We start from the raw sequence: 23018 nt of genomic DNA on the forward strand, positions 1-23018 counted from the left end.
AGTTTTAATGATAATAAATGTTTATTTTGGTGCAGAAATAACAACTATAATCAGCGCGTTATTTAATGTTTAGGAGTAAGTACGAAATGTAAAAAGAGAGGAAAACTGCGCTATATAAGGCTTTAAATGAAGAGTAAGGATTCACAAATCCTAATTAAGTAGTAAAATTTCAGTGGCGCACCAAATTGAGTCAATTTAATGCACCAAATTGGGAACGCTTACATCCAGTCAGCGTTACGAATAACACCTACCGCTAACCCCTCGATGTTGAACGACTCATGCTCAAGGTCAACCTCAATAGGCGAAAACTCTTCGTTCTCAGCGTGTAAAAGTACTTTGCGACCCGCTTTTTCTAGACGCTTAACTGTTACATCTTCATCGACTCGAGCTACAACTACTTGCCCGTTTTCAGCAACTTGCGTTCTGTGTACTGCAAGCAAATCGCCATCCATAATACCAATGTCTTTCATACTCATACCATTTACACGCAGTAAGAAATCGGCAGCAGGTTTAAATAATGAAGGATCAACTTGGCAGTGACTTTCAACATGCTCTTGAGCCAAAATAGGTTCACCGGCTGCAACACGGCCAATTAAAGGTAAGCCTAACTGCTCTGGCTCATCTTCTTCAATTAACTGAATACCGCGACTCGCCCCAGGCTTCATTTTGATCATGCCTTTTTTTGCCAGTGCTTTTAGGTGTTCTTCAGCAGCGTTGGCACTTTTAAAACCCAATGTTTGAGCTATTTCAGCACGCGTAGGTGGCATGCCTGTATCTTTAATAAAGACTTTAATTAGTTCTAAAATTTGCGATTGGCGTTTAGTTAATGGGCGCATACAACTGGTTTTCCATACAGTACATTTAACTGTGAGTATATACAGTTATTTGAAAATCGCAAATTTAAATTAACCCCATCATATTGCTACAAAACTAACATTGAACCACACCGAAAGATGCCATAAGGTATTAGCTTTAATTAGCAGGCTAAGGAAACACAATGAGTATTTGGCACCAACCAATCACGTTAGAGCTTTGCAAAGAGCTTGAACAAGGGATTACCGGTCAAGGCACTTTAATGAAAACTATGGGCATTGAGGTAACTGAAATTGGCGATGATTATTTAATGGCAACCATGCCTGCTATTCCTGAGCATCATAACCCTATGGGCATGGTCCATGGCGGAGCAAACGTTGTATTAGCAGAGACAGTGGCAAGCTATGCAGCCAATTTCGTGGTTGATTTCAATAAGTTTTATGCTGTTGGCCAAGAAATTAATGCCAACCACATGAAAGCGTCACGCAAAGGAACGTTAACAGCAACTGCTAGACCGCTGCATTTAGGTAAGCGAACTTCTGTTTGGGATATTAAAATTACCAATGCCGCAGGAGAGCTTTGCTGCGTATCAAGAATGACCGCAGCTGTTGTAGAGCGATAAATTCAGGCTATTTTTCGACAGGATAAATAGTAATTTCAATCCCTGCGCCAATTGCAGAGATACGTAACAAGGTATCGGCATGCAGGGGTTGGTTAAAGCATTTAGGCGAATTACCTGATTCAAAGCCTATATCAAATGTACGCTTTGAGCACGATAACCACTGTTTTAATGCATTGCGCGAGCAAGACTCAATAAGCTCGCAAAGCTGGTTAATTGCTTTATCAGGAGAGCTGATATCTGCGGTTGCTTCAATACGTGCTAGTTGGCGGTATTCATCTTGGTCATAATGTAAAACCATGGCGTTTTTCTTCAAATCAGCAACAAGCGCACTAATATCGTGCTTTGATTCAAGCTCCAGATCTACATTTAAAAATTGAATTTCCGACATACTCTCGTTTTTACCCTCTATTTATATCGACTGAAACTTTAACTCAGTTTTGTATATATACCAAATCTAGAATACAGTTAATGCGACATTATGCCGCATTGGCAATCTAGCTAAACAACCTAAAATAGCGCCCACATAACAATAATAACGGGGTAATAATGAATAAACGCCTGTTTAAGTATGCTCGTAAAGGGCATAAATGGCTTGGCTACTTACTTGCTTTGCAGATCTTTTTTTGGCTCTTAGGTGGGCTGGTAATGAGCTCATTACCACTTGAAAAAGTGCATGGTAAGCATCTGGCTAATCGCAGTTTAAGTAGCCCATTTTTATTGTCGGACTACCCTGCTTCAATTGATAAAATAACAGCGCAATTCGAGCAAATCGAGGGGATTAAATATAGCCATTTTTTAAATACCCCGATTATAGAAGTTACATCCTCTAGCGGTACGTTTATTTTTGATGGCAGAACAGGTGCTAAAATGCCTGCACCGAGTAAAGCGCAAATCATTGAAAATGCGCAAGCTCACCTGCTTATTGACGCAAAAATAACGCAAGCGCAGTTATTAACAAAAGGGCCTAGAGAAGTCGGTCACAAAGCCAATGTTTGGCAAATTAGCTTCGATGATTGGTTAACAACAACCTTATATTTAGATAGCCAAACCGGTAAAGTTATAACTGTGCGCAGCACCCTGTGGCGCATTTTCGACTTTTTCTGGATGCTACACATTATGGATTATGATGAGCGTGAGAACTTTAACAATCCACTACTCATCAGCTTCTCAGCCACCAGCGTACTATTTTGTATTACAGGAGTTCTCTTGTTACTACAAAACGTTCGAATTAAACGTAAAAAGCCAGCTACACGTGTTGGTCAATCAAAATAGGATTGCCATCTGGGTCGGTGATAATAAAACTCGCGTCACCGGCCTTTTGTATTTCTAATCCTTGTTGCTGAAATTGTGCAGCTAATTGCTCAAAGGTTGCAAATTCATCCAAAGCTTCAGCATTTTGATCCCACCCAGGATTAAAGGTCAGCATGGTTTTATCAAACATACCTTGAAACAAACCAATTAAATGTTCACCGTTTTTCATTATTAGCCAATGCTGTTCTATCTCCCCAGCAAACTCTTTGAAACCTAGCTTTTCATAAAACTGCTTTGAAGCACGAATATCTTTTACATTTAGACTTACAGAAAAAGCACCTAATAACATGGTTGTAATTCCTTTAATAAAAACGGCCTAACAACTATAGCTGAGTTGAAAAACTTTTCCTTTTTAGAATAGTCGCTCTAGAATAGCTGTTCCTGTAGTTCACTGATGTGATGGATATGCGTTTATTTCTATACTTAGCCCTTTGTTTTATTTTCACTTTTCCTATATCCGCTAAAGAGTTTTCGAGCTTTTACAGTGCCAAAAAGCATTTAATTAAGAGTCTACCAAGCAATAGTAAAAGCTTATATTGTGGTTGCGATATCAAGCGCCAAGGTAAAAAACTTGTGCCAGACCCTGATGCGTGTGGTTATATTCCTAGAAACTCTGTCACCCGTTCAGGAAAAGAGAATGCTCGCGCAAAAAGAATAGAGTGGGAGCACATTGTGCCTGCCTGGGAGTTTGGTCATCAATTACAATGCTGGCAGGATGGCGGTCGCAAAAACTGTAAAAAGGTCAGTGAAAAGTTTCGTCAAATGGAAGCTGACATTAATAACCTTGCACCTGCTATAGGCGAGATCAATGCTGACCGTTCAAACTTTCGCTACGGCATGGTGTCAACATCAAGTGCAAGTTACGGAGCATGCCCTGTAAAAGTCGACTTTAAGCAACGCGTATTTGAGCCACCCATTTATGCAAGAAAGCAAATAGCCGATACCTATTTTTATATGCAAAAAACCTATGGCTTAAAAATATCTGATAAACAACGTAAATTATTTGAATCGTGGCAAAAGCTTGAAATAGCTGAAATTAGCAATCGCAAATCTTTATAACTAGCAGCACATTCGTTTACATTTTAGACACTATAATTTATTGCTTTCAGATTAAGTAATTGTTAGTTTTTAAACAATTTATATAAGAAAGGAAGCACCATGTTTAAAAATAACAAACTCGCTTTAGCTGTCTTCTTAGCGGCTTCAGGCATGTCTTTATCTGGCTGCGGCGGTGGTGGCTCATCGAGCAATACCGATACCACGAATCCACCACCAACAACTTCTGAACCCACTTGGACGGCTGGTGTCTTTGAGCCATCAAGCGAATTTAAAGATCAATGCGCTGTACCACGAACTGGCAATGATCCATATAACGATAATCAACCTTACCCAGATACAGCAGGCTCTGAGTTTACTGAGAAGATGTGGCTTCGTTCATGGAGTGACGAAACCTATCTTTGGTACGATGAAATAGAAGACAATGACCCAGATAACTTCAGCTCTGTCGCCGCTTATTTTGATCAATTAAAAACCTTCGAAAAAACAGACTCTGGTGCTTATAAAGATCAATTCCATTTCAGCAGGCCGACAGATGAGTATTTTCAAGAGGCTCAATCTGGGGTCGTTTCTGGCTATGGAATTAACTGGGCATTTATCAGTAATGTTCCGCCACGAGAGTTACGTGTAGCCTATTTAGAGAGTGACTCACCAGCTGCAAATGCAGGCTTACAACGCGGTGATACTATTTTAATGGTCGACGACGTCAGCATTGACACTAATACCCAACAAGGCGTAGATATTCTAAATGAAGCGCTATTTGGGCCGACAGCTGGCGACTCGCACAATTTTGTTGTACGCAGTAATGATGGCACCGAAAAATCGTTTACTCTAGTCGCAGGTAATATAACCCAAACACCTGTACAAAATGTCGATACTATTACCACAGGAGATGGCACTAAAGTTGGCTACATGCAGTTTAACAGCCATATAAGTATTGCTCAGCCTGAGCTGATAAGTGCTGTGAATAAGTTCAAAACCGACAATATCGACGAGCTTGTGATCGACCTTAGATACAATGGCGGTGGTTTATTAGCGCTTTCTTCACAACTTGCCTATATGATTGCAGGTCCAGCCAATACGAGTGACTATTTTTACTATCAAGTCATTGAAAATGACAAGCAGCCCGAGAGCGACCCATACCCGTTTATTGATATTGAAGTCGATTATTCTACTTTCGAGGGAACAGGTAACATTCTCCCTGACTTAAATTTATCGAAAGTCTATGTACTCAGCACTGATAATACGTGTTCAGCATCAGAAGCACTTATCAATGGCTTAAAAGGCATAGATACTGAAGTTGTTTTAATAGGTGGTAAAACCTGCGGTAAACCATATGGTTTTACCCCAACGCATAACTGTGCAACCACTTACTACACCATTCAGCTAACGGGTGTGAATTACAAAGGCTTTGGCGAATACTCTGACGGCTTAGTACCAACTCCTTCACCGCAATTCGATGCAGATGTAAAAGGCTGTGAACTCGATGACGACTTTAACCACCAGTTAGGTGATAGTGATGAAACACTTCTGAGTGCAGCGCTTTATCATATTGAGAATGATAGTTGCCCAGTGGTAACGCAAAGTGTCACAGCTAAGCAAGCGACAACCTCATCTTATGCTGCTGATGAAGCTGGTATTGCGCTAAAAGCCAATACTACACTTTACAAAAATAATATGGATTTAACCCGTCCGCTACCAGCTAAGGAAGGTGATAATGAATAAAGCACTGTTATTAACCTGCACCTTACTGGCAAGCATAGCTGGCTGTAAAAGTACTCAAGCGGAGCAACCGCAAGATGCCACGCTTGTTCGGGTAAACCCGGGAGTGATTACTGATATACAGCAGGCTATTCAGTCTGCTAAGGGCGGTGCACTGGTCACCTTAGCCGATGATGTGTTTACTAAAAGCGCAGAGTTACTGATTGACCACGGCACCAACAAAGGGCCTGATGGCCTGCCAATTATGGGTGCCCATTCAATTCCCTCTGAGAAGTTTGTGTTGCAAAAGGCGGGCGAGCAATGCCTGCTTTACTACCCCAAAAAAGAGCTCCGTATTCCACTTTCTAATGTAGAGTGCGAAGTTAACTAACAAAAAGGCGCAGCTTCAGCTGCGCCTTTTACATCATAGACTTTGATGAGGGCCAAACACCTCATAATGAATGCGTTCACTTGCAACCCCAATACCTAGTAGTTGCTCTTTTATCATTGCCATAAATGCGATTGGGCCACACAGGTAAAAGTCACCTTTGCTTATTGGTAAGCTGTCAGCGATGTGGTTTACATCCATTAAGCCCGCAAAATCGCCCCTCTTGCCATCTTTAAACCAGGTAACACAATGTAATGAAGCGTGCGCTTGCTGTTGCTTAAATAAATACTCTTTAAAGGCAAACTGCGTCTCACTGTCGCAAGCATGCAGGTAATGAATTGGCTGATTAGGTTGATTACTTAATAGTGTTTCGAGCATCGCCATCATAGGGGTTTGACCAACTCCCGCTGAGATCAATACAACAGGCGAGTCAATTTCGCGAAGCACAAAGTCGCCTGCAGGTGGGTAAATTTCTACCTCATCCCCCTCAGTTAAGCTGTGAAGGTAGTTAGATACCAAGCCTTCTTTTTTCACACTAATACGGTAATTACGACCATTACTTTGCTGCGATAAAGAGTATTGCCTCACTTGCGTTAAATCACTGTTTGCAGGCGTTACTTTAATCCCTAAATATTGGCCCGGTAAATACGCCACTACAGGCTTTGTATCGGCAGGCGTTAAGGTGAAACTACAAATTTGCGATGACTCCATACGTTTTTCTGTAATAGTGAAAGTACGAGTACCAAACCAACCTCCCGGTGCCTTTTTGGTTTTTTGATATAGCGACATCTCCTCATTAATACATACATCAGCTAATAATGAATAGGCTTCACGCCATGCATACTCGACCTCAGGAGTAAATTGTTCTGGCAATAACTCTTTTAAAGTCGCAATCAAATGTCCACCAACAATAGGATAATGCTCTGGCAAAATATGGTAACTGGTGTGTTTATGATTAATGCGCGCAAGCGCACCTTTTAACACTGCCAAGTTATCAATATTTGCCGCATAGGCAGCTAAGGCATTAAACAGCGCAAATTGCTGAGAGCCCGATTGCTGATGTGTCATATTAAAAATATTTTTAAGCTCAGGGTTGTAGCTAAACATACGATCATAAAAATACTCAGTCACTTGAGGGCCTGCTTGTGCAAGCAACGGCAAAGTACTTTTAACAATCTGGATCGTTTTTTCAGATAACATAGTTTTTCCTATTGGAGAGATTAACCGCGGCGACCATCAACACGACGATTCACTAAGATGGGCGCACAATGAAATAAAAATAAGCTAAAGCCAGCAACCCACAGCAACGCACTTAACTGCCATGCAAGGTGATGACCTAAATAAACAGGAAGTAACGAACGTACAATGGCAGCTATCACAATGAGTACAAATGCCAAACTAATGTACGCAGGGGCTTGTAATGCGCGCCCAGTGTGACCATGAGAGACACGTACCATCATGGCGATGATCATCACACCTATGGTGCCAACAGTGATCAGATGAAGCGCATCTTTGAATAAGATAATAGGGCTGAAATAGCTCAGCGCGATAAGTATTAAACCAACCGATAAAGCCCAATAAGCCACGTGTAATGACCATAGCAAAGGCACTTTTAGAATGCCTTTATGCCACCACAAAACACACCGAGCTGAATGTAAACAAGCAAGCCAAGCAAAAACCCAACCAGTGCTCATTGCGCTAAAAAATAGCTGACTCATAAAGAACCACGCAATGGCGAAAAATGAGCTAAATACGACTAAATTATCGAGCTTGGGGGTTCTAACTTGTTCAGTTAGGTTAAGGCCGCGCGCGGTAAAAAATGGCACAACTCGCCCAGCGACAACACCAACTAGCAGTGTCATGATAAGTACAGCGGTATCAACAACCCCCAGTGCCAGCGACATTTTATTAAGTACAACTAAGCTCAAAAAAATCACATTGAGTGCACAGAGCAAAGATGCGATGACAACAAATAAGTAGTTATGGCTGCTTTTCGCCTGTATCAGCATGTCAGCTAGAATAATAATTCCAGCTAGCCACCAAACGAGTTGTAGCGCACTAACAATATAAAGGTTTAGCTGCTCGAACCCTGCAATCTCAATAAAAAAACTAAGCCTTGCAGCAAGCCAAACCATGCTCAGCAAACAAAGCTTAATACCACTTACACTCGCCACACCTGTCCATGTTTGTGCGGCGGTTAGCAAAAAGCCCATGGCAACCACGCCTGCAAAGCCAAACAGCATTTCGTGAGCATGCCAAAGCGTTGCGGGCATTGTTAGATGCCACTGTGCATAACCCGCCAAGATTAAAAACCAGTAACTCATTGTAAACACAGCTAAGGCACCTGCCGCCAAGAAAAAAGGCCGAAATGCTAATGCCCATAACGGCCACTGGCTGAGTTGATAAAATTTGATCTTAGTTGGCATAGGTTCAGTTAAATTAATGACTTTCATTAGTGCTCTCAGCGTTTAATTTCCCTAGCTATTGCACAGTTCGAGCCAAAAACAAAAGTCATTAAATATCAATGCATTAAATTTGGACACTTGATAAATAAGTCAAAATGACACACCATTAAAAACATCAATAAAACACATTCAGGTCAAATTGACATGACGTTCAAAAAATCCCTTCTTGATGTTGCACTTGCACTTACCAAAGCAAGCAGTGTTGATCATAATTTCAGTTATCTGTTGAGTTGCATTAATGATTGGCTTGAATGTGATGCAGTTGCCTTATTATTGAAACAAGGCGATGTGTTAAAGCCCGTAGCCCTTCATGGGTTGTCGGACGATACGTTAGGAAGACGCTTTAAAATAGCGGAGCATCCGCGCTTATTTGAAATATGCCGTGGCAGTGAACCGCTAAAATTTGCCAAAGATTGTGGCCTACCCGACCCCTACGATGGTTTATTACAAAGCCAGCATGGAGACTTTCCTGTTCATGCCTGCATGGGTGTGCCGCTGCTGAGCAGCAAAGACAATAACGAACTATTGGGTGTTTTGACCTTTGATAGTTTAGATGAACATGCCTTTGACGCTTTAGCAATGAACGAGCTCAATCAACTAAAACAGCTAGCCGCAGGTTATGTTGAGCATGCCTTAACCTTGCAGCATTTTATGCAGCACGCACAGCACAACCATCAAGTTGCGCAGCAGCTTAACCTTGAGGCACTAACACGAGAAGGTGTCGAAATTATTGGTAATAGCCAAGTAATGCAGACCCTTAAAAATGATATCCAGCTCGTAGCTGCCTCAGAATTTAGTGTATTAATACAAGGTGATACAGGCGTAGGTAAAGAACTCGTTGCGCGCAATATCCATTTAAACTCAAAACGCCGTGACATGCCGTTGATCCACTTAAACTGCGCATCGTTACCAGAGAACTTAGCCGAAAGTGAGTTTTTTGGTCACAGTAAAGGCGCATTTACTGGCGCACATACTGCTCGCCAGGGTAAGTTTCAACTCGCCGATGGTGGTACCCTGTTTTTAGATGAAATCGGCGAGCTTCCGCTTGCTATGCAAAGTAAGTTATTACGCGTATTACAAAGTGGTGAAGTACAAACCGTCGGGGAAGATCAAAGCCGTTATGTTGATGTCAGAGTGATTGCAGCAACCAACCGCGATTTAAAACAAGAAGTCGCTGCGGGGCGCTTTCGTGCAGACCTTTATCACCGCTTAAGCGTTTACCCATTGTATGTTGCACCACTAAAAGAGCGCGATAACGATGTTATTTTATTGGCAGGCTTTTTTATTGAGCAAACATCTAAAAAATTGGCAATTAAACAACTTAAGCTTAGTAGCGATACACAGTTACTACTGCGTCAATATGATTGGCCAGGCAATGTGAGAGAGCTTGAACATGTGATCAGTCGCGCAGCACTCAAAGCCAAACAACAGCAATGGCAACAAAGCATTGTCACAATCGAGCCTGAGCATTGTGATATTGCTAAAACCGCCGTTGCCGCACCAAGCCCTGTTGCAGTTAACGAACAAAAAGCCACTCGCTTATCGCTGAAAGAGGCAACTGACGCTTTTAGTTATCAATTGATTATGCAACAGCTTGAACTACATAACCTAAACTGGGCTGCCACAGCACGTAGCTTAAGTGTTGATAGAGCCAACCTTGTGCGTCTAGCCAAACGGCTAGGCATTAGCGTTAAAAAGTCTGTTTAAGCTTTTAAATCTTTAAAATAGGCTTTTAAAAGCTGACTAAATGCTTGGACTTTGGCTGTGCGATGCACCAAGTGATGCGTTACCAGCCAAAGATCCGTTGGCCAGTTTAGCTCTTTAGGAAGCACTGGCAGCAGATCAGGGTATTGGCTTGCCACTTCATGCTGTAAACCACCAATTCCTAAGCCTCTAACAATCGCCCGTGTAGCTTCTGATGTTTCAGACACCCGTAACTTAATTTGCGAAGGTTCAATATGTTGATCAACCCATGCAAAATAAGGCACTTTACCGTTATACCCAGCCACCCCAGAAACAAAACTATGTTGTTGCAACTGCTCAATATTCTTTGGCATGCCATACTTTTCAATATAACTTTTAGAGGCATAAAACCCTGACGAAAGTTCAGCTAAATGCTGGGCAATATAGTCGCCTTCATCAGGCCGAGGACCCGCTCGCACAGCAATGTGCGCCTGACCGTGATCAAGGCGTAAACGGTTTTGATCAAGAATAACTTCGAGTTGCACTTGCGGGTGCAGACTTTGAAACTGCTCACAGACATCACTAAGCACATCAATAAAACCACTAACCGTAGTTAATAATAAACTGCCTCGCAGTTGGCTATCAGCGGCAATAATATCGTTGTGAAGTTTTTCAAGTTCAGCGTTAATCGATTTTGCAGTCGCAAACAACTTAGCGCCGATTTCTGTCACTGTATAGCCACGGGCATGGCGGTGGAATAACCGCGCATCAAGGTTATCTTCTAAATTATTGATTCTTCTAAGCACTGTGCTGTGGTGAACACCTAACGATTCGGCAGCAGCGGTTAACGTGCCGAGCCTTGCCACCTCATAAGCGACTTTTACATCTTGCCAATCATCAAATTGAATCGCCATAACGGCTCCTTGTGTGCATATACGCACATAAGTTTTGCGTTTATTTGGCTTTTCTGCAAGCTGTTTTTTGCTACAGTGAGTATATCAACAGCGAGCATATCAATAGTGAAGCTTAAAAAAGGAAGCCATCATGACAGCACCAAAAATTATTGCCCTAGCAGGCAGCCTACGTAAAGACAGCTTTAATCAAAAACTGATTAATGAAGCTGCACGCTTCGCCCTCGAAAGTGGTGCTGAAGTAGAAGTGATTAAATTAAGTGATTTAGACTTACCATTATTTGATGAAGATATTGAAGCGCAAGGTACACCTGCTGGCGCACAATTATTAAAAGATAAGCTTCGCGCTGCTGATGGCATTTTATTAGCAAGCCCAGAATATAATGGCTCAATTACAGCGCCACTTAAAAACGCAATCGATTGGGCTTCTCGTACAGAGCAAGGCGCAGTGCCTGCATTTCGTAATAAAGTGACTGCACTTTATGCATCTTCACCGGGTGGTTTAGGTGGCTTACGTGGTTTAAATCACGTACGTGATATTTTATCAGGTATTGGTAGTTTAGTACTTGCAGATCAACTCGCAGTACCTGCTATCCACACTAAATTAGATGAGCAAGGCCGCATCAGCGATGCTGATACAGCCGAGCAAGTTGCCAGCCTTGCCCAGCAACTTGTGAGCGTAGCGAGCAAATTAAATAAGTAATATAAGGGCGTGTTGACCTTTTATGATTAATTTTGCAGCAGTGTGTTTGGTATTTAGGCAAGGCAGAGCCTATGTAGTGTGGTTGTTCCACATAAATAGGCGATAACGCAGTATCAATGCCAAACACGCGCTGCCCTTCGGGTTCTTCCTAGGGACGATTAACTCTTTGTTGCTCGATTTTTACTTAGCCCACTAGGTTACAAATCTCGCGCCGCGATAAAATCGCCCCTAGAGTGAACAAATTTTAATCCACAAAGGTCAACACGCCCTAGCTTAGCTTTGTCGCTGCTAGCTTAGCAGCGATAAAGTCTTCATGAGTTACATACAGCAAGCTTGCGACGCGGCGAATAACCATTTCTTCATGCTTATCTAAATTGCCATCTGCATAGGCTAAACGCCACAACAGCTCGATGATTTCAATACGCTGCTCAGCACTGCACTGGGCATTAACTTGCTTTGAAAACTGAAAATAATCTATTGCATCATCTAAGCTTTGCGATGCACTTGCAACTAACTCTTGAACCTCTTTCTCGTTAAGCGAGAAATACTTCTTTAAGGTCTCATTCAGGGTCTGTTGCTCATCATCTTGTAACTCATTATCTGCACGCATAACCTCAATTAATAACGCAGCAACGGCGGTTTTTAGGTCATGCTCAGCAATGTTAGATTGGGTATCATTCAGCGCTGAAAACAGCTGTTTTATTTTATTGAGCATCACATTTTCCCTTTTTGGGTGTTAGACTACATGTAAGACGTAACGTTACCTTAGTTTGACTATGGATGCTAACTCAGGTTCAACATCTCAATGAAACAAGGTATTAATCACATGGAGTTAAGTGTTTATGAGTGAAGTGAGAAGTACACAAGCACTATTAATCAGCGCCGTTTTAATGTTAGCGGGGTGCAGTAATGCGCAGGCAGCAAAAGGCGAAACCAAAAAGCTCTATGACTTCGACGAAAAAGTCCATTACTACCAAACTAAATTGGCCGACGGCCGCTATCACCTCGAAATTCAGTCTGACGATTACAAGCACTTTCGCAATCAAAGCGTATTCTTACTGCGCCATGCAAGTCGCTTATGTAGAGACAAACCATTTATGCTAAGAGTGACTGATGGGGTGCAGGAGTATGAACGTTTTCCAACTAAACCACGCGCCTATCAGCCACCTTTAACGGTTGTTTTACAGTGTGAAGACGAAGCTAAATAGCACTAGTCTTCATATCCCCACGGCGCGCTTGGCGGCGTGATAGGTTTAGTTAAGTCAAAATCAACACGAAATTCACGCCCTTCACGCACTAAGCGATAGGTAAATTGCTTAGGGTAAATATACATTTGCCACGTGTTACCCATTGATTGCGGAATACCTTGGCTCACAAACAACTCTTTTGAATACTGATCAGCCGGGAACGACTGCGCGTTAGCAAAACCCGCATCAAGAGTATGGCCACCATACATGGTTGATTTATCATCGCTGCCATCTTTATGACGATGGTCATGCTTTAAACTCAAACCACTGCCCGTTTTTGTGATGATCCAAGTACGAGATGCATCATCCCCCACATGAAATGGCACTTGTAACTCACGCTCGTTACAACGACGTACATGCATTACTAACTTTTTGCCCGCAAATGAGCTCGGGCCAGCAGCGTTATCAACGCTCACTTTACCTTCATAAGCTTTACCGCAATGGGCAGCAATATTATCAAAAAAGCCATCATGGCTTGGAATTGACACTAATGGTGCAGGTCGTGCAGCCGCTACTGATGACGCTGCCACGAGCATCGATGCTACTAAGTATTTCATGGTGTGTTCCCTAAATAAAATTTCAGCCTAGGCTAATGGTTTAAAGGCCATAAAGAAAACAATTACGATAAGCTGCTAGACAGCGAGTGGTCATCCTGTTTTTGCAACTAATTTGTTGTCATTTTCAGCGCGATCTTTCATTAGCTTGAGAAGTGCTCGGTGAAAATCCTGAAAGATCACTTCCCCCCAGACTCGTGAATAAATGCCAAAGTTAGTGTTATCAAGTACCGTCGTTTTAAGGCTTAACAGCGTTTGATTATTACCACTTGTAACTAACTCATAACCGCCATGCAGCGGCGAAAAATATTCACCACCTAATTTCACATGCTGATCAAGTGCATGATCAGGAATTAACTCAGGGTCAATCTCAAAGTTATAAAGCATTTTCTCATTCGGCAGCCACTCGGTTATCACTTCTTTAAATACAACATTTTTCTGCCACTGGCTGGTTCTAATTGCACCTACCCCATCACCACTCATATCAGCTCGAATTGGCCTAGGAATACCAATTAATTGCGAAAATGAACTTGGATATTCGCCCTCATGAATTTGGCTAACATTAGCTAATTGTTGCCACACAACATCAACAGGCGCATTGATAACAATCGCATTTTTAACTTCGTAAGTTTTCGATAAGTGTAAAAAGTTGAGCTCTAAAGGAGAAAGGATCAACGGCAACAAAGCTACCGACATCACCGCTTTGTTGCTTTTCTTTTCCCAAAGGCGATGACATAGCCCTGCTAACATACCGCCAATACTAGCAAAAAACATAAATGCAGGGAGGGCCATTGCAACGCAGATACTTCCTTCTAAAAGAGTTACTACGCTGACAAATAAGAACACAAAAATAGGCTGCCAAGCGACTACCGCCATTCTTCCATATGTCATCGGCGACAGTTGATTATATTCAAAATGTACCCGTATAAACCCAATAGCCACAGGCACTAAAAACATAAACGAAATAGTAACGAGGCTACCGAAATTAAACGTTTCGCTAACTTCAAGAAAGATGCGCACGCTGATGCCATAAAGCACACCCATCAAGATGCCGATAGATTTAGGAGAAAGAGGCCACATAGTTATTTGTTGTTTTCGTTATTTTACCAACCAAATTAGCAACTTTCTTTTTTAGAAACAAATAAAAACGCGGCCTTGGCCGCGTTTAGGTTCACATGGAAAAACAGTTTATTGCCAAGGGCGCTCTGCTGCTAGTTGCTGCTCAAAAGCATCAATTTGGCTGTTAAGTGTTTCAGTCACACCGATAAAATCTAAGCCACTTAATAAACGCTCTTTAATATCATGGCGAATATCAAAGTGAATAGTGTCAAACTTATCGCTACGAAGTTGTTGGTTTTCTAAATCAACTTCGATATGAATATCATCATGCTGCTCACTCAGCACAAATAATTGCTCAAGTGTTTCTGCAGGTAATGCGATAGCAAGCATTTGGTTATTGCCGCAGTTATTAAAGAAAATATCGGCAAAGCTTTCCGCTAAGATAACTTCAAAACCATATTGCTTTAATGCCCATGGCGCGTGCTCACGCGATGAACCACAACCAAAATTGTCGCGAGTTAAAAGAATTTGCGCACCTTGGTAACAAGGGCGGTTCAAAATAAACTCAGGGTTTGGCTCGCCGTTATCTAAATAACGCCAATCGTAAAAAAGCGCCGCATCAAAACCATCACGGCTTGTCGACGTTAAAAACTGCTTTGGAATAATTTGGTCAGTATCAACATTGTTTTTATCTAACGGGGCCATTAAGCCACTAAAAAATACGCTCATTAGGCTTCTCCTCTGATATCAACAAAACGACCATGAATTGCCGCTGCCGCTGCCATTGCTGGGCTCACTAAGTGAGTGCGACCACCGCGACCTTGGCGACCTTCAAAGTTGCGATTTGAGGTCGACGCACAGCGTTTACCGGCTTCTAATCTATCGTCATTCATTGCTAAGCACATTGAACAACCTGGCTCACGCCATTCAAAGCCAGCTGCTTTGAAGATATCTGCAAGGCCTTCGTCTTCGGCTTGTTTTTTTACAAGGCCAGAACCTGGAACAATCAGCGCTTCAACACCCGCTGCAACTTGCTTACCTTCTACAATTTGCGCGGCAGCACGTAAATCTTCAATTCGGCTATTTGTACATGAGCCAATAAACACGGTATCAACAGTTGCTGAAGACAATTTATCGCCTGCTGTTAAGCCCATATATTTTAGTGCGCTACGGATTGCATCAGCTTTGATTAGATCTGGTTCTTGCTCAGGATCAGGAATGAATTCATCTACGCCAATCACTTGCTCAGGGCTGGTACCCCAAGTAATTTGCGGTTGAATATCAGCAGCCTCTAATTCAACAACATGATCAAACTCTGCGCCTTCATCAGTTTTTAGTGTTTGCCAATAGGCAACGGCACTATCAAAGTCAGCACCTTGTGGTGCAAATGGGCGACCTTTTAAATAATCATAAGTTGTTTGATCTGGTGCGATTAAACCCGCTTTTGCGCCCATTTCAATACTCATATTACAAAGCGTCATACGCGCTTCCATAGACAGCGCTTCGATCCCTTCACCACAAAATTCAGCAACATAGCCAGTACCACCCGCAGTGCCTAATTTACCGATCACCGCCATGATTAAATCTTTGGCAGTAACGGTTGGGCGCAGGCGACCATTAATTTGAATTTTTAACGACTTGGCTTTTTTCTGCTGCAGTGTTTGAGTGGCTAGAACATGCTCAACTTCTGAAGTACCAATACCGTGCGCTAGTGCGCCAAATGCACCGTGGGTAGAGGTATGGCTGTCACCACACACTATGGTTGTGCCCGGTAAGGTAATACCCTGCTCAGGCCCCATTACATGCACAATACCTTGATTAATCGAATTTAAATCATAAAGTTGAATACCAAACTCTTTACAGTTTGCATCCAGTGCCATTAATTGATTTTTCGACACTTCACTCGCAGCATCTAATGAACGGCTTTTTGTTGAAACGTTATGGTCCATGGTCGCAAAGGTTTTTTCTGGGCAACGTACTTTGCGGTTTTTCTCACGTAAACCAGCAAAGGCTTGCGGCGATGTAACTTCATGAACGAGGTGACGGTCGATATAAAGTAAATCGGTTTGATCATTTATGCTGGCGACTACATGAGCTTGCCAAATTTTATCGTATAAGGTTTGGGCCACTTGCTATTCCCTCATTTTAGTTACGCTGAGTGACGAGCTCAGCGCAAACAATTTTTAATTAAATACGTGCCACAATTGCCGCAGCAACATCACTGGTGGTGTACCCTGCATTTGGGTAGATATCTGGCGTACCGACACCGGCTTCAACCGCTTCTGCTACTGCTTTTTCAATCGTACGAGCCGCTTCATCTTGACCTAGTGAGTAGCGCAGCATAAGCGCAGCACTTAAAATTTGCGCGATTGGGTTTGCAACACCTTTACCAGCGATATCAGGTGCTGAGCCACCAGCTGGCTCATACAAACCAAAGCCAGACTGATTTAAACTCGCTGATGGTAATAAGCCCATAGAGCCGGTGATCATCGCGCACTCATCAGACAAAATGTCGCCAAATAAGTTATCGCAAAGTAATACATCAAACTGACTTGGCTGTTTAACTAACTGCATTGCCGCGTTATCAACATAAATGTAGTCAAGGCTTACCTCTGGGTAATCTTTGCTCACTTCAGAGACCACTTCACGCCAAAGTACGCTGGTCGCTAACACATTCGCTTTATCAACCGAGGTAACATGATTACTACGCAGCTTAGCGGCTTCAAATGCAAAGCGTGCGATGCGCTCAATTTCTTTACGAGAATATGTTTGGGTATCGAAAGCGGCTTCTTGCTCCCCCTCGCCACTTCGGCCTTTTTCACCGAAATAAATACCACCGGTTAGCTCGCGAACACATAAGATATCAAAGCCTTGTGCACTGATATCTGCACGAAGCGGTGACGCAGCGCTTAGTGCTGGTAATAATTGTGCTGGGCGTAAATTACAGAACAAACCAAAATGCTTACGCAGCGGCAACAGTGAAGCTCGCTCTGGTTGCTCATTCGGTGGTAAGTTTTCCCACTTAGGGCCACCTACCGAGCCAAATAAAATCGCATCGGCATTTTCACAAGCACTCAATGTACTTTGCGGCAGTGCCTGACCAAACTCATCAATGGCAGCACCACCAATCGCATGGTGATGACGAGTCAAAGTAAAACCAAATTTTTTGCTTACAGCATCCAAGACGGTTTCTGCTGCTGCCATAACTTCTGGACCAATCCCGTCGCCTGCTAATACTGCGATACTGTAATTCGATTGACTCATCCTGCTTTCCTCTGTTGTTTTAAATCAGACACTTTTTGTGCACGATAAATTAAGTTATAAACGCGGATCATGGCGCGTACCGACGCTTCAACCACATCCGCTGCAATGCCCGCACCGTGGTAAGGGCGACCATCATATTTAGCGATAATATTCACTTGCCCTAGTGAGCTGGCACCTTGGCCTGTTGCTTCTAGGTTATATTCAATCATTTCGACCGACATACCCGTTAAGCGCTCAATTGCTAAGAATGATGCTTCGACAGGGCCATTACCTGTTGCTGCCTCTTGCTTAGACTCACCATCAATTGTCATGCCGATTGTTGAGCTCGCCACCGATTGTGAGTTAGACGTAGAGTTCACAAACTCAAGCTGGTACTTTTCGTCTTTATCTTTGATTTGATTAAAGTAAATCATCGCTTCTAAGTCATAGTCATACACAGTGCCTTTTTGGTCTGCTAATGCTAAGAAGCTACTGTATAAGCTATCCATATCGTAATCAGATTTTTGATAGCCTAACTCTTCTAAACGATGCTCAATAACATGACGACCTGAACGCGAAGTCATGTTTAATTGGTTATTTGGTACACCAACACTTTCTGGCGACATAATTTCGTAAGTGTTTTGTGCTTTTAATACGCCGTCTTGGTGGATCCCTGAGCTGTGTGCAAAGGCGTTTTCACCAACAATTGCTTTGTTTGGTTGCACTGGCATATTACAAATCTTCGCTATTTGGCGCGAAGCACGGTAAATCTCTTCACTGCGAATATCGGTATGCACTTTTAAGTGGTCTTCACGCATCTTCATGATCATCGCGACTTCTTCAAGCGAGCAGTTACCTGCACGCTCACCAATACCATTTATTGTACATTCGATTTGGCGAGCACCGGCTTGTACTGCAGCGATTGAGTTAGCAACCGCTAAACCTAAATCGTTATGGCAATGCACGCTTAAACGCGCCTTGTCGATATTTGGCACATTGTTCATTAAGTGGTGGATCATCGCAGCGTATTCGTCTGGCGTTACATAGCCTACGGTGTCAGGTAAGTTGATAGTTGATGCACCCGCATCAATAGCGCTTTCAACGATACGGCATAAATCCCAATGCGGTGTACGACCTGCATCTTCACACGAAAACTCAACGTCATCCGTGTAGTTACGCGCAAGTTTAATCGACTTAACAGCCATCGCTGTTGCATCGTCTAAGCTCATACGTAATTTGTGCTCAAGGTGTAATGGACTGGTTGCAATAAATGTATGAATACGGCCCTGCTCTGCTGGGCGAAGTGCTTCACCACATGCTTCAATATCTTTTGCTACAGCACGTGCTAAGCCACAAATAATCGGCCCTTTCACTTCAGTCGCAATGCGCTGTACAGAGCGAAAATCTGCCGGACTAGATACCGGAAAACCCACTTCCATTACATCCACATTTAAGCGGCTAATGGTATGCGCAAGTTGAATTTTGTCGTCTTCGGTTAGGCTTGCTTTTAATGCTTGCTCACCATCACGTAACGTTGTGTCAAAAATCCAAACCTTATCTTTCATAAACTGTCCTCGTTCCCAATGACCCATTAGCGAGATAAAAAAAACCCCGCGGTTGCGGGGTTTTTTAATGTTCTACAAATGCAAATACACTAAGCCCCGCTCACTGATTTAAGCAGTAAGAGGTTTAGTTTTAATGTAATTGAATGTGTAATTTGCATCTTAATTTACTAAATGTGTGTTCAGTGGCTGTATTTTTAACATTCAAAAAACTTGCTTGCAAGCATAATTTTTCCACAAAAGCGATTTTTAAATCGCCTTAATGAAATTAAAAATCCACAAAAATACATTTTTAAGGTTAATTAACCCTCATTGAGTGTGTTGAACGTTTAAAGTTTCGGAAGGTAAAGCCTCTATTGCTTAGATTAACTTTTGCGATTGATTACTATCACGCACGTATAAAGTGGCACCGCGAGCAATATAACGTAATTGCCAGATTAAACGTTCAACCAGCTCTTCGCGTTGTGTCCCTTCAATATCGAGGGCTTCGGCACCGGCATTAAATACTAAAGTCACCATGGCTTCGGCTTGAATGTATGCATGAGTTGGGTCGCATGGTGTTTCGCTTTCAAGGTAATGCGCAAGCTCTAAAATGAAATGTTTAATTTCACGAGCAACCGCGGCACGAAATGCTTTTGAAGTTCCTGAGCGCTCACGCAATAACAATCTAAATTGGTTGCTCGAGTTATCGATGAACTCCATAAAGGTAACGATTGATGTGGTGATCACACTACCACCGCTCTCAATACGGCGGCGCGCTTGGCGCATAAGTTGGCGCAGTGTTAAACCGGCTTCATCAACCATGGTCAAACCGAGCTCATTCATGTCTTTAAAGTGGCGGTAAAAAGAGGTGGGGGCAATCCCTGCTTCACGGGCAACTTCACGCAAGCTTAAATTAGAAAAACTATGATCGGCACTCAATTGATTGAATGCAGCCTCGATTAGTGCTTGTCGTGTTTTTTGTTTCTGTTGCGCTCTAACACCCGACATGGAAACTCCCAGCGTGAACTTTTAATGATTTTTCGGTTAATGAGCTAGTCTAATACTTGACGCGGAGAGAATGAAACACTATTTTAGCGTACAACTGTACGCCGAGATTTATTCAGATGAAAAAACCACCGATTATTTGGACCAATGTGCTATTTTTTAGCCTTACATTTTTGGCCGCGATCACCCTTGTTCCTTGGTATGGCTTTAGCTACGGATACACCAGTACACAGTGGATAGCCTTTGTTGGCTGTATGTTCTACGCCGGACTTTCTATTACTGCAGGTTATCACCGTTTATGGGCACACAAAGCCTATGATGTGCATCCTGTTATTGAAGTGATTTTTGCCTTAGGTGGTGCTTTTGCATTACAAAATAGTGCTTTACACTGGAGTAGCGATCACCGTATTCACCATGGTCAAGTTGATGATCCCATCAAAGACCCTTACGCCGCTACTAATGGCTTTTGGTATAGCCACATCGGTTGGATGCTGCGCGATTATCAAGGCGAGCAATATGGTAACTACAGTAACTGTCGTGACTTACAAAAAAACAAAGTCGTTATGTGGCAACACCGTCACTATATGAAGTTAGTCGTCGCGACTAATTTTGGTATTCCTTTATTGCTAGGTTTAATGCTTGGCGATGTATGGGGCATGTTATTACTGGTTGGTTTACTACGCTTAGTATTGAGCCAACATTTTACCTTTTTTATCAACTCGCTGGCGCATATTTGGGGTTCACGTCCGTACACAGAAAAAAACACCGCCCGTGATAATGGCTTTTTAGCGCTATTCACATACGGTGAAGGCTATCATAACTTCCATCACATTTTTGCTAGCGACTATCGCAATGGCATTAAGTGGTATCACTATGATCCAACTAAGTGGATAATCCGCTCTCTAGCTGCAATCGGTCTTGCTTCAAAATTAAAGCGCACACCGATTGAGCGAATCGAAAAAGCCAAAGCAGAAACCTTGATGAATAAGACTCAAGGTCGCCTTGCAAAATTGCCTTTAGCGCAAGATAAGCTTACATTATTACAATCTGAGTACGATTTACTGCTGAAAAAACTGCAACACTTCTGTGCCTTGCAAAAACGCGTGTTAGAAATCAAACGTAATAAAATGATGAAACAGTGTGAAAAATCAGCATTAATGACACAATATCACGAGCTTGAAGCCGCTTGGGAAAACCAAAAGCAGGCTTGGCTTGCACTAAATGCGAGGTTGTTAAAAGCCTCTTTTAGTTAACATAGGAGCGGCTGTGGCCAAACAACAAGTAAAGCAAAAAGATACTCCATCTTATCAATATGATGCGATCATCATAGGTACAGGTCCTGGCGGTGAAGGTACCGCCATGAACCTATCTAAAAGTAACAAAAAAGTCGCTGTTATTGAGCGCCAAGAAGCAGTAGGTGGCGGTTGTGTGCACTGGGGTACTATCCCGTCAAAAGCATTACGTCACTCTGTAAGTCGTTATATTGAATATAAAGCAAACCCGCTATTTAATATTAGTGAGCGCCCTAACCGCTTAACTTTCCCAGATATTTTGCGTCACGCAAGTAACGTCATTTCAAAGCAATCTAATTTACGCAGCAGCTTTTATGAACGTAACCGCATTCATATGTATCAAGGTGATGCTGAGTTTATTGATAAACACACTATCAAAGTGACGCACCTAGACGGTTCGTTTGAAACGCTTACTGCACAAACAATCGTTATTGCTACTGGCTCGCGCCCTTACCGTCCACCGGGTGTAGACTTTAAACATCCACGTATTTACGACAGCGATACCATTTTAGGCCTTGAAGATGACCCTCATCGTGTGCTGATTTATGGTGCAGGTGTAATTGGTTGTGAGTATGCCTCTATTTTTAAAGGTTTAGGCGCCAAGGTTGACCTAGTGAATACCCGTGACCGCCTACTTGCCTTTATGGATGCAGAAATTTCAGATGCTCTGAGCTATCACTTTTGGAATAGCGGCATTGTTATTCGTCATAATGAAGAGTTTGATCGCGTAGAAACTCGCGATGATTGTGTGGTAATGCACTTAAAATCAGGTAAGCGCGTAAAAGCTGACTGTATTTTATTTGCCAATGGCCGTACGGGTAACACAGACACATTAAACCTTGAAGCTGTTGGCCTAAAAGCAGATGGTCGTGGTCAGCTTAAAGTGAACGAAACATACCAAACAGAAGTCGATAACATTTATGCTGTGGGCGATGTAATAGGTTACCCAAGCCTTGCCAGTGCGGCATTTGACCAAGGCCGTATTGCAGCCGATGCGATTGCATGTGGTAACTGTGATGAAAAGCTGATCATTGATATCCCAGCAGGTATTTATACAATCCCTGAAATGAGCTCAGTGGGTAAAACCGAGCAAGAGTTAACTGCTGCAAAAGTCCCTTACGAGGTAGGCCGTGCTCAATTTAAGCATTTAGCGCGTGCGCAAATTGCAGGCACTGAGGTGGGTAGCTTAAAGATTTTATTCCATGTTGATACCAAAGAAGTACTGGGTGTGCACTGCTTCGGTGAGCGTGCCTCTGAAATCGTTCACATCGGTCAAGCAATTATGGAACAAAAGAACGGCGGTAATAACATTGATTACTTTGTAAATACCACGTTCAACTACCCGACCATGGCAGAAGCCTATCGCGTAGCTGCATTAAATGGTTTAAACCGTTTGTTTAAGTAACGAAGTAAATTACAAC

At 42.6% G+C, this 23018-nt stretch carries 24 protein-coding genes; 10 read left to right on the forward strand and 14 right to left on the reverse strand.

Translation table 11 applies throughout. From position 1 onward, the window contains the following. Window positions 1-218: 218 nt before the first annotated feature. Entirely contained in the window at window positions 219-836 is a 618-nt protein-coding gene (gene lexA / locus AOG26_RS13030; RefSeq protein WP_054554457.1) for a transcriptional repressor LexA, read from the reverse strand. A 161-nt stretch (window positions 837-997) separates the two neighbouring features. Between lexA and AOG26_RS13035 the strand changes: the two genes are divergently transcribed. Further along, complete coding sequence (locus tag AOG26_RS13035; protein WP_054562879.1) at window positions 998-1435, forward strand: PaaI family thioesterase; 438 nt, start codon at window positions 998-1000, stop codon at window positions 1433-1435. A 7-nt stretch (window positions 1436-1442) separates the two neighbouring features. Here AOG26_RS13035 and AOG26_RS13040 read toward each other — a convergent pair whose 3' ends face one another. Next, window positions 1443-1823 carry a hypothetical protein gene (locus tag AOG26_RS13040; RefSeq protein ID WP_054554459.1) on the reverse strand — a complete coding sequence of 127 codons (381 nt, stop codon included), beginning with the start codon at window positions 1821-1823 and terminating at the stop codon, window positions 1443-1445. 158 nt (window positions 1824-1981) lie between these two features. Here AOG26_RS13040 and AOG26_RS13045 point away from each other — a divergent pair, with 158 nt between their 5' ends. Beyond that, complete coding sequence (locus AOG26_RS13045; protein ID WP_054562880.1) at window positions 1982-2707, forward strand: hypothetical protein; 726 nt, start codon at window positions 1982-1984, stop codon at window positions 2705-2707. Here the strand turns inward: AOG26_RS13045 and AOG26_RS13050 are convergent. Continuing rightward, window positions 2682-3035, reverse strand: coding sequence for a VOC family protein (locus tag AOG26_RS13050; RefSeq protein WP_054562881.1), 354 nt, complete (start codon window positions 3033-3035; stop codon window positions 2682-2684). The two genes, AOG26_RS13045 and AOG26_RS13050, sit on opposite strands and share 26 nt — an antisense overlap. Before the next feature lie 116 nt (window positions 3036-3151). On the opposite strand from AOG26_RS13050, the gene AOG26_RS13055 reads away from it, so the two are divergent. From AOG26_RS13055 to AOG26_RS13065, 3 genes are all read left to right on the forward strand, one after another. Then, window positions 3152-3805: an endonuclease gene (locus AOG26_RS13055; protein WP_082401676.1), complete on the forward strand. Its 654-nt coding sequence runs from the start codon at window positions 3152-3154 to the stop codon at window positions 3803-3805. Between the two features lie 99 nt (window positions 3806-3904). After that, entirely contained in the window at window positions 3905-5527 is a 1623-nt protein-coding gene (locus tag AOG26_RS13060; RefSeq protein WP_054562883.1) for a S41 family peptidase, read from the forward strand. Next, complete coding sequence (locus AOG26_RS13065; RefSeq protein ID WP_054562884.1) at window positions 5520-5894, forward strand: hypothetical protein; 375 nt, start codon at window positions 5520-5522, stop codon at window positions 5892-5894. Before AOG26_RS13060 ends, AOG26_RS13065 begins: the two co-directional genes overlap by 8 nt. A 33-nt stretch (window positions 5895-5927) precedes the next feature. Here AOG26_RS13065 and hmpA read toward each other — a convergent pair whose 3' ends face one another. Both hmpA and AOG26_RS13075 read right to left on the reverse strand, forming a co-directional pair. Continuing rightward, a complete protein-coding gene (gene hmpA / locus AOG26_RS13070; RefSeq protein ID WP_054562885.1) occupies window positions 5928-7091 on the reverse strand; it encodes an NO-inducible flavohemoprotein in 1164 nt (387 codons plus the stop codon). A gap of 20 nt (window positions 7092-7111) precedes the next feature. Further along, window positions 7112-8344 carry an NnrS family protein gene (locus AOG26_RS13075; RefSeq protein ID WP_054562886.1) on the reverse strand — a complete coding sequence of 411 codons (1233 nt, stop codon included), beginning with the start codon at window positions 8342-8344 and terminating at the stop codon, window positions 7112-7114. A gap of 156 nt (window positions 8345-8500) precedes the next feature. Between AOG26_RS13075 and norR the strand changes: the two genes are divergently transcribed. Continuing rightward, window positions 8501-10063, forward strand: coding sequence for a nitric oxide reductase transcriptional regulator NorR (norR, locus tag AOG26_RS13080; protein WP_054562887.1), 1563 nt, complete (start codon window positions 8501-8503; stop codon window positions 10061-10063). On the opposite strand, the gene AOG26_RS13085 is transcribed toward norR, so the two are convergent. Next, complete coding sequence (locus tag AOG26_RS13085) at window positions 10060-10953, reverse strand: LysR family transcriptional regulator (RefSeq protein ID WP_054562888.1); 894 nt, start codon at window positions 10951-10953, stop codon at window positions 10060-10062. The two genes, norR and AOG26_RS13085, sit on opposite strands and share 4 nt — an antisense overlap. A 130-nt stretch (window positions 10954-11083) precedes the next feature. On the opposite strand from AOG26_RS13085, the gene AOG26_RS13090 reads away from it, so the two are divergent. Next, window positions 11084-11653: an NADPH-dependent FMN reductase gene (locus AOG26_RS13090; protein ID WP_054562889.1), complete on the forward strand. Its 570-nt coding sequence runs from the start codon at window positions 11084-11086 to the stop codon at window positions 11651-11653. 268 nt (window positions 11654-11921) lie between these two features. On the opposite strand, the gene AOG26_RS13095 is transcribed toward AOG26_RS13090, so the two are convergent. Then, a complete protein-coding gene (locus AOG26_RS13095; RefSeq protein ID WP_054562890.1) occupies window positions 11922-12368 on the reverse strand; it encodes a tellurite resistance TerB family protein in 447 nt (148 codons plus the stop codon). A gap of 127 nt (window positions 12369-12495) precedes the next feature. Here AOG26_RS13095 and AOG26_RS13100 point away from each other — a divergent pair, with 127 nt between their 5' ends. Further along, window positions 12496-12861, forward strand: coding sequence for a hypothetical protein (locus AOG26_RS13100; RefSeq protein WP_054562891.1), 366 nt, complete (start codon window positions 12496-12498; stop codon window positions 12859-12861). Between the two features lie 2 nt (window positions 12862-12863). Here AOG26_RS13100 and AOG26_RS13105 read toward each other — a convergent pair whose 3' ends face one another. The 7 genes from AOG26_RS13105 to fabR form a co-directional block, all read right to left on the reverse strand. Continuing rightward, the gene (locus tag AOG26_RS13105; protein ID WP_054562892.1) at window positions 12864-13457 is read right to left on the reverse strand and encodes a hypothetical protein; all 594 of its coding nucleotides are present in this window, start codon (window positions 13455-13457) and stop codon (window positions 12864-12866) included. 90 nt (window positions 13458-13547) lie between these two features. Continuing rightward, entirely contained in the window at window positions 13548-14534 is a 987-nt protein-coding gene (locus tag AOG26_RS13110; RefSeq protein WP_054562893.1) for a hypothetical protein, read from the reverse strand. A gap of 108 nt (window positions 14535-14642) precedes the next feature. Then, window positions 14643-15242, reverse strand: coding sequence for a 3-isopropylmalate dehydratase small subunit (leuD, locus tag AOG26_RS13115; protein WP_054562894.1), 600 nt, complete (start codon window positions 15240-15242; stop codon window positions 14643-14645). Beyond that, the gene (gene leuC, locus AOG26_RS13120) at window positions 15242-16642 is read right to left on the reverse strand and encodes a 3-isopropylmalate dehydratase large subunit (RefSeq protein WP_054562895.1); all 1401 of its coding nucleotides are present in this window, start codon (window positions 16640-16642) and stop codon (window positions 15242-15244) included. Before leuC ends, leuD begins: the two co-directional genes overlap by 1 nt. 58 nt (window positions 16643-16700) lie before the next feature. Then, entirely contained in the window at window positions 16701-17777 is a 1077-nt protein-coding gene (leuB, locus tag AOG26_RS13125; RefSeq protein ID WP_054562896.1) for a 3-isopropylmalate dehydrogenase, read from the reverse strand. Next, window positions 17774-19321, reverse strand: a complete 1548-nt coding sequence (leuA, locus tag AOG26_RS13130; protein WP_054562897.1) for a 2-isopropylmalate synthase — start codon at window positions 19319-19321, stop codon at window positions 17774-17776. Before leuA ends, leuB begins: the two co-directional genes overlap by 4 nt. 357 nt (window positions 19322-19678) lie before the next feature. Next, window positions 19679-20308, reverse strand: a complete 630-nt coding sequence (gene fabR, locus AOG26_RS13135) for an HTH-type transcriptional repressor FabR (RefSeq protein ID WP_054562898.1) — start codon at window positions 20306-20308, stop codon at window positions 19679-19681. A gap of 116 nt (window positions 20309-20424) precedes the next feature. Between fabR and AOG26_RS13140 the strand changes: the two genes are divergently transcribed. Further along, window positions 20425-21558, forward strand: coding sequence for an acyl-CoA desaturase (locus AOG26_RS13140; protein WP_054562899.1), 1134 nt, complete (start codon window positions 20425-20427; stop codon window positions 21556-21558). A 13-nt stretch (window positions 21559-21571) separates the two neighbouring features. After that, entirely contained in the window at window positions 21572-23002 is a 1431-nt protein-coding gene (sthA, locus tag AOG26_RS13145) for a Si-specific NAD(P)(+) transhydrogenase (RefSeq protein ID WP_054562900.1), read from the forward strand. Window positions 23003-23018 lie beyond the last annotated feature (16 nt).

The sequence above is a fragment of the Pseudoalteromonas sp. UCD-33C genome (genome assembly GCF_001306895.1).
GTDB lineage: Bacteria > Pseudomonadota > Gammaproteobacteria > Enterobacterales > Alteromonadaceae > Pseudoalteromonas.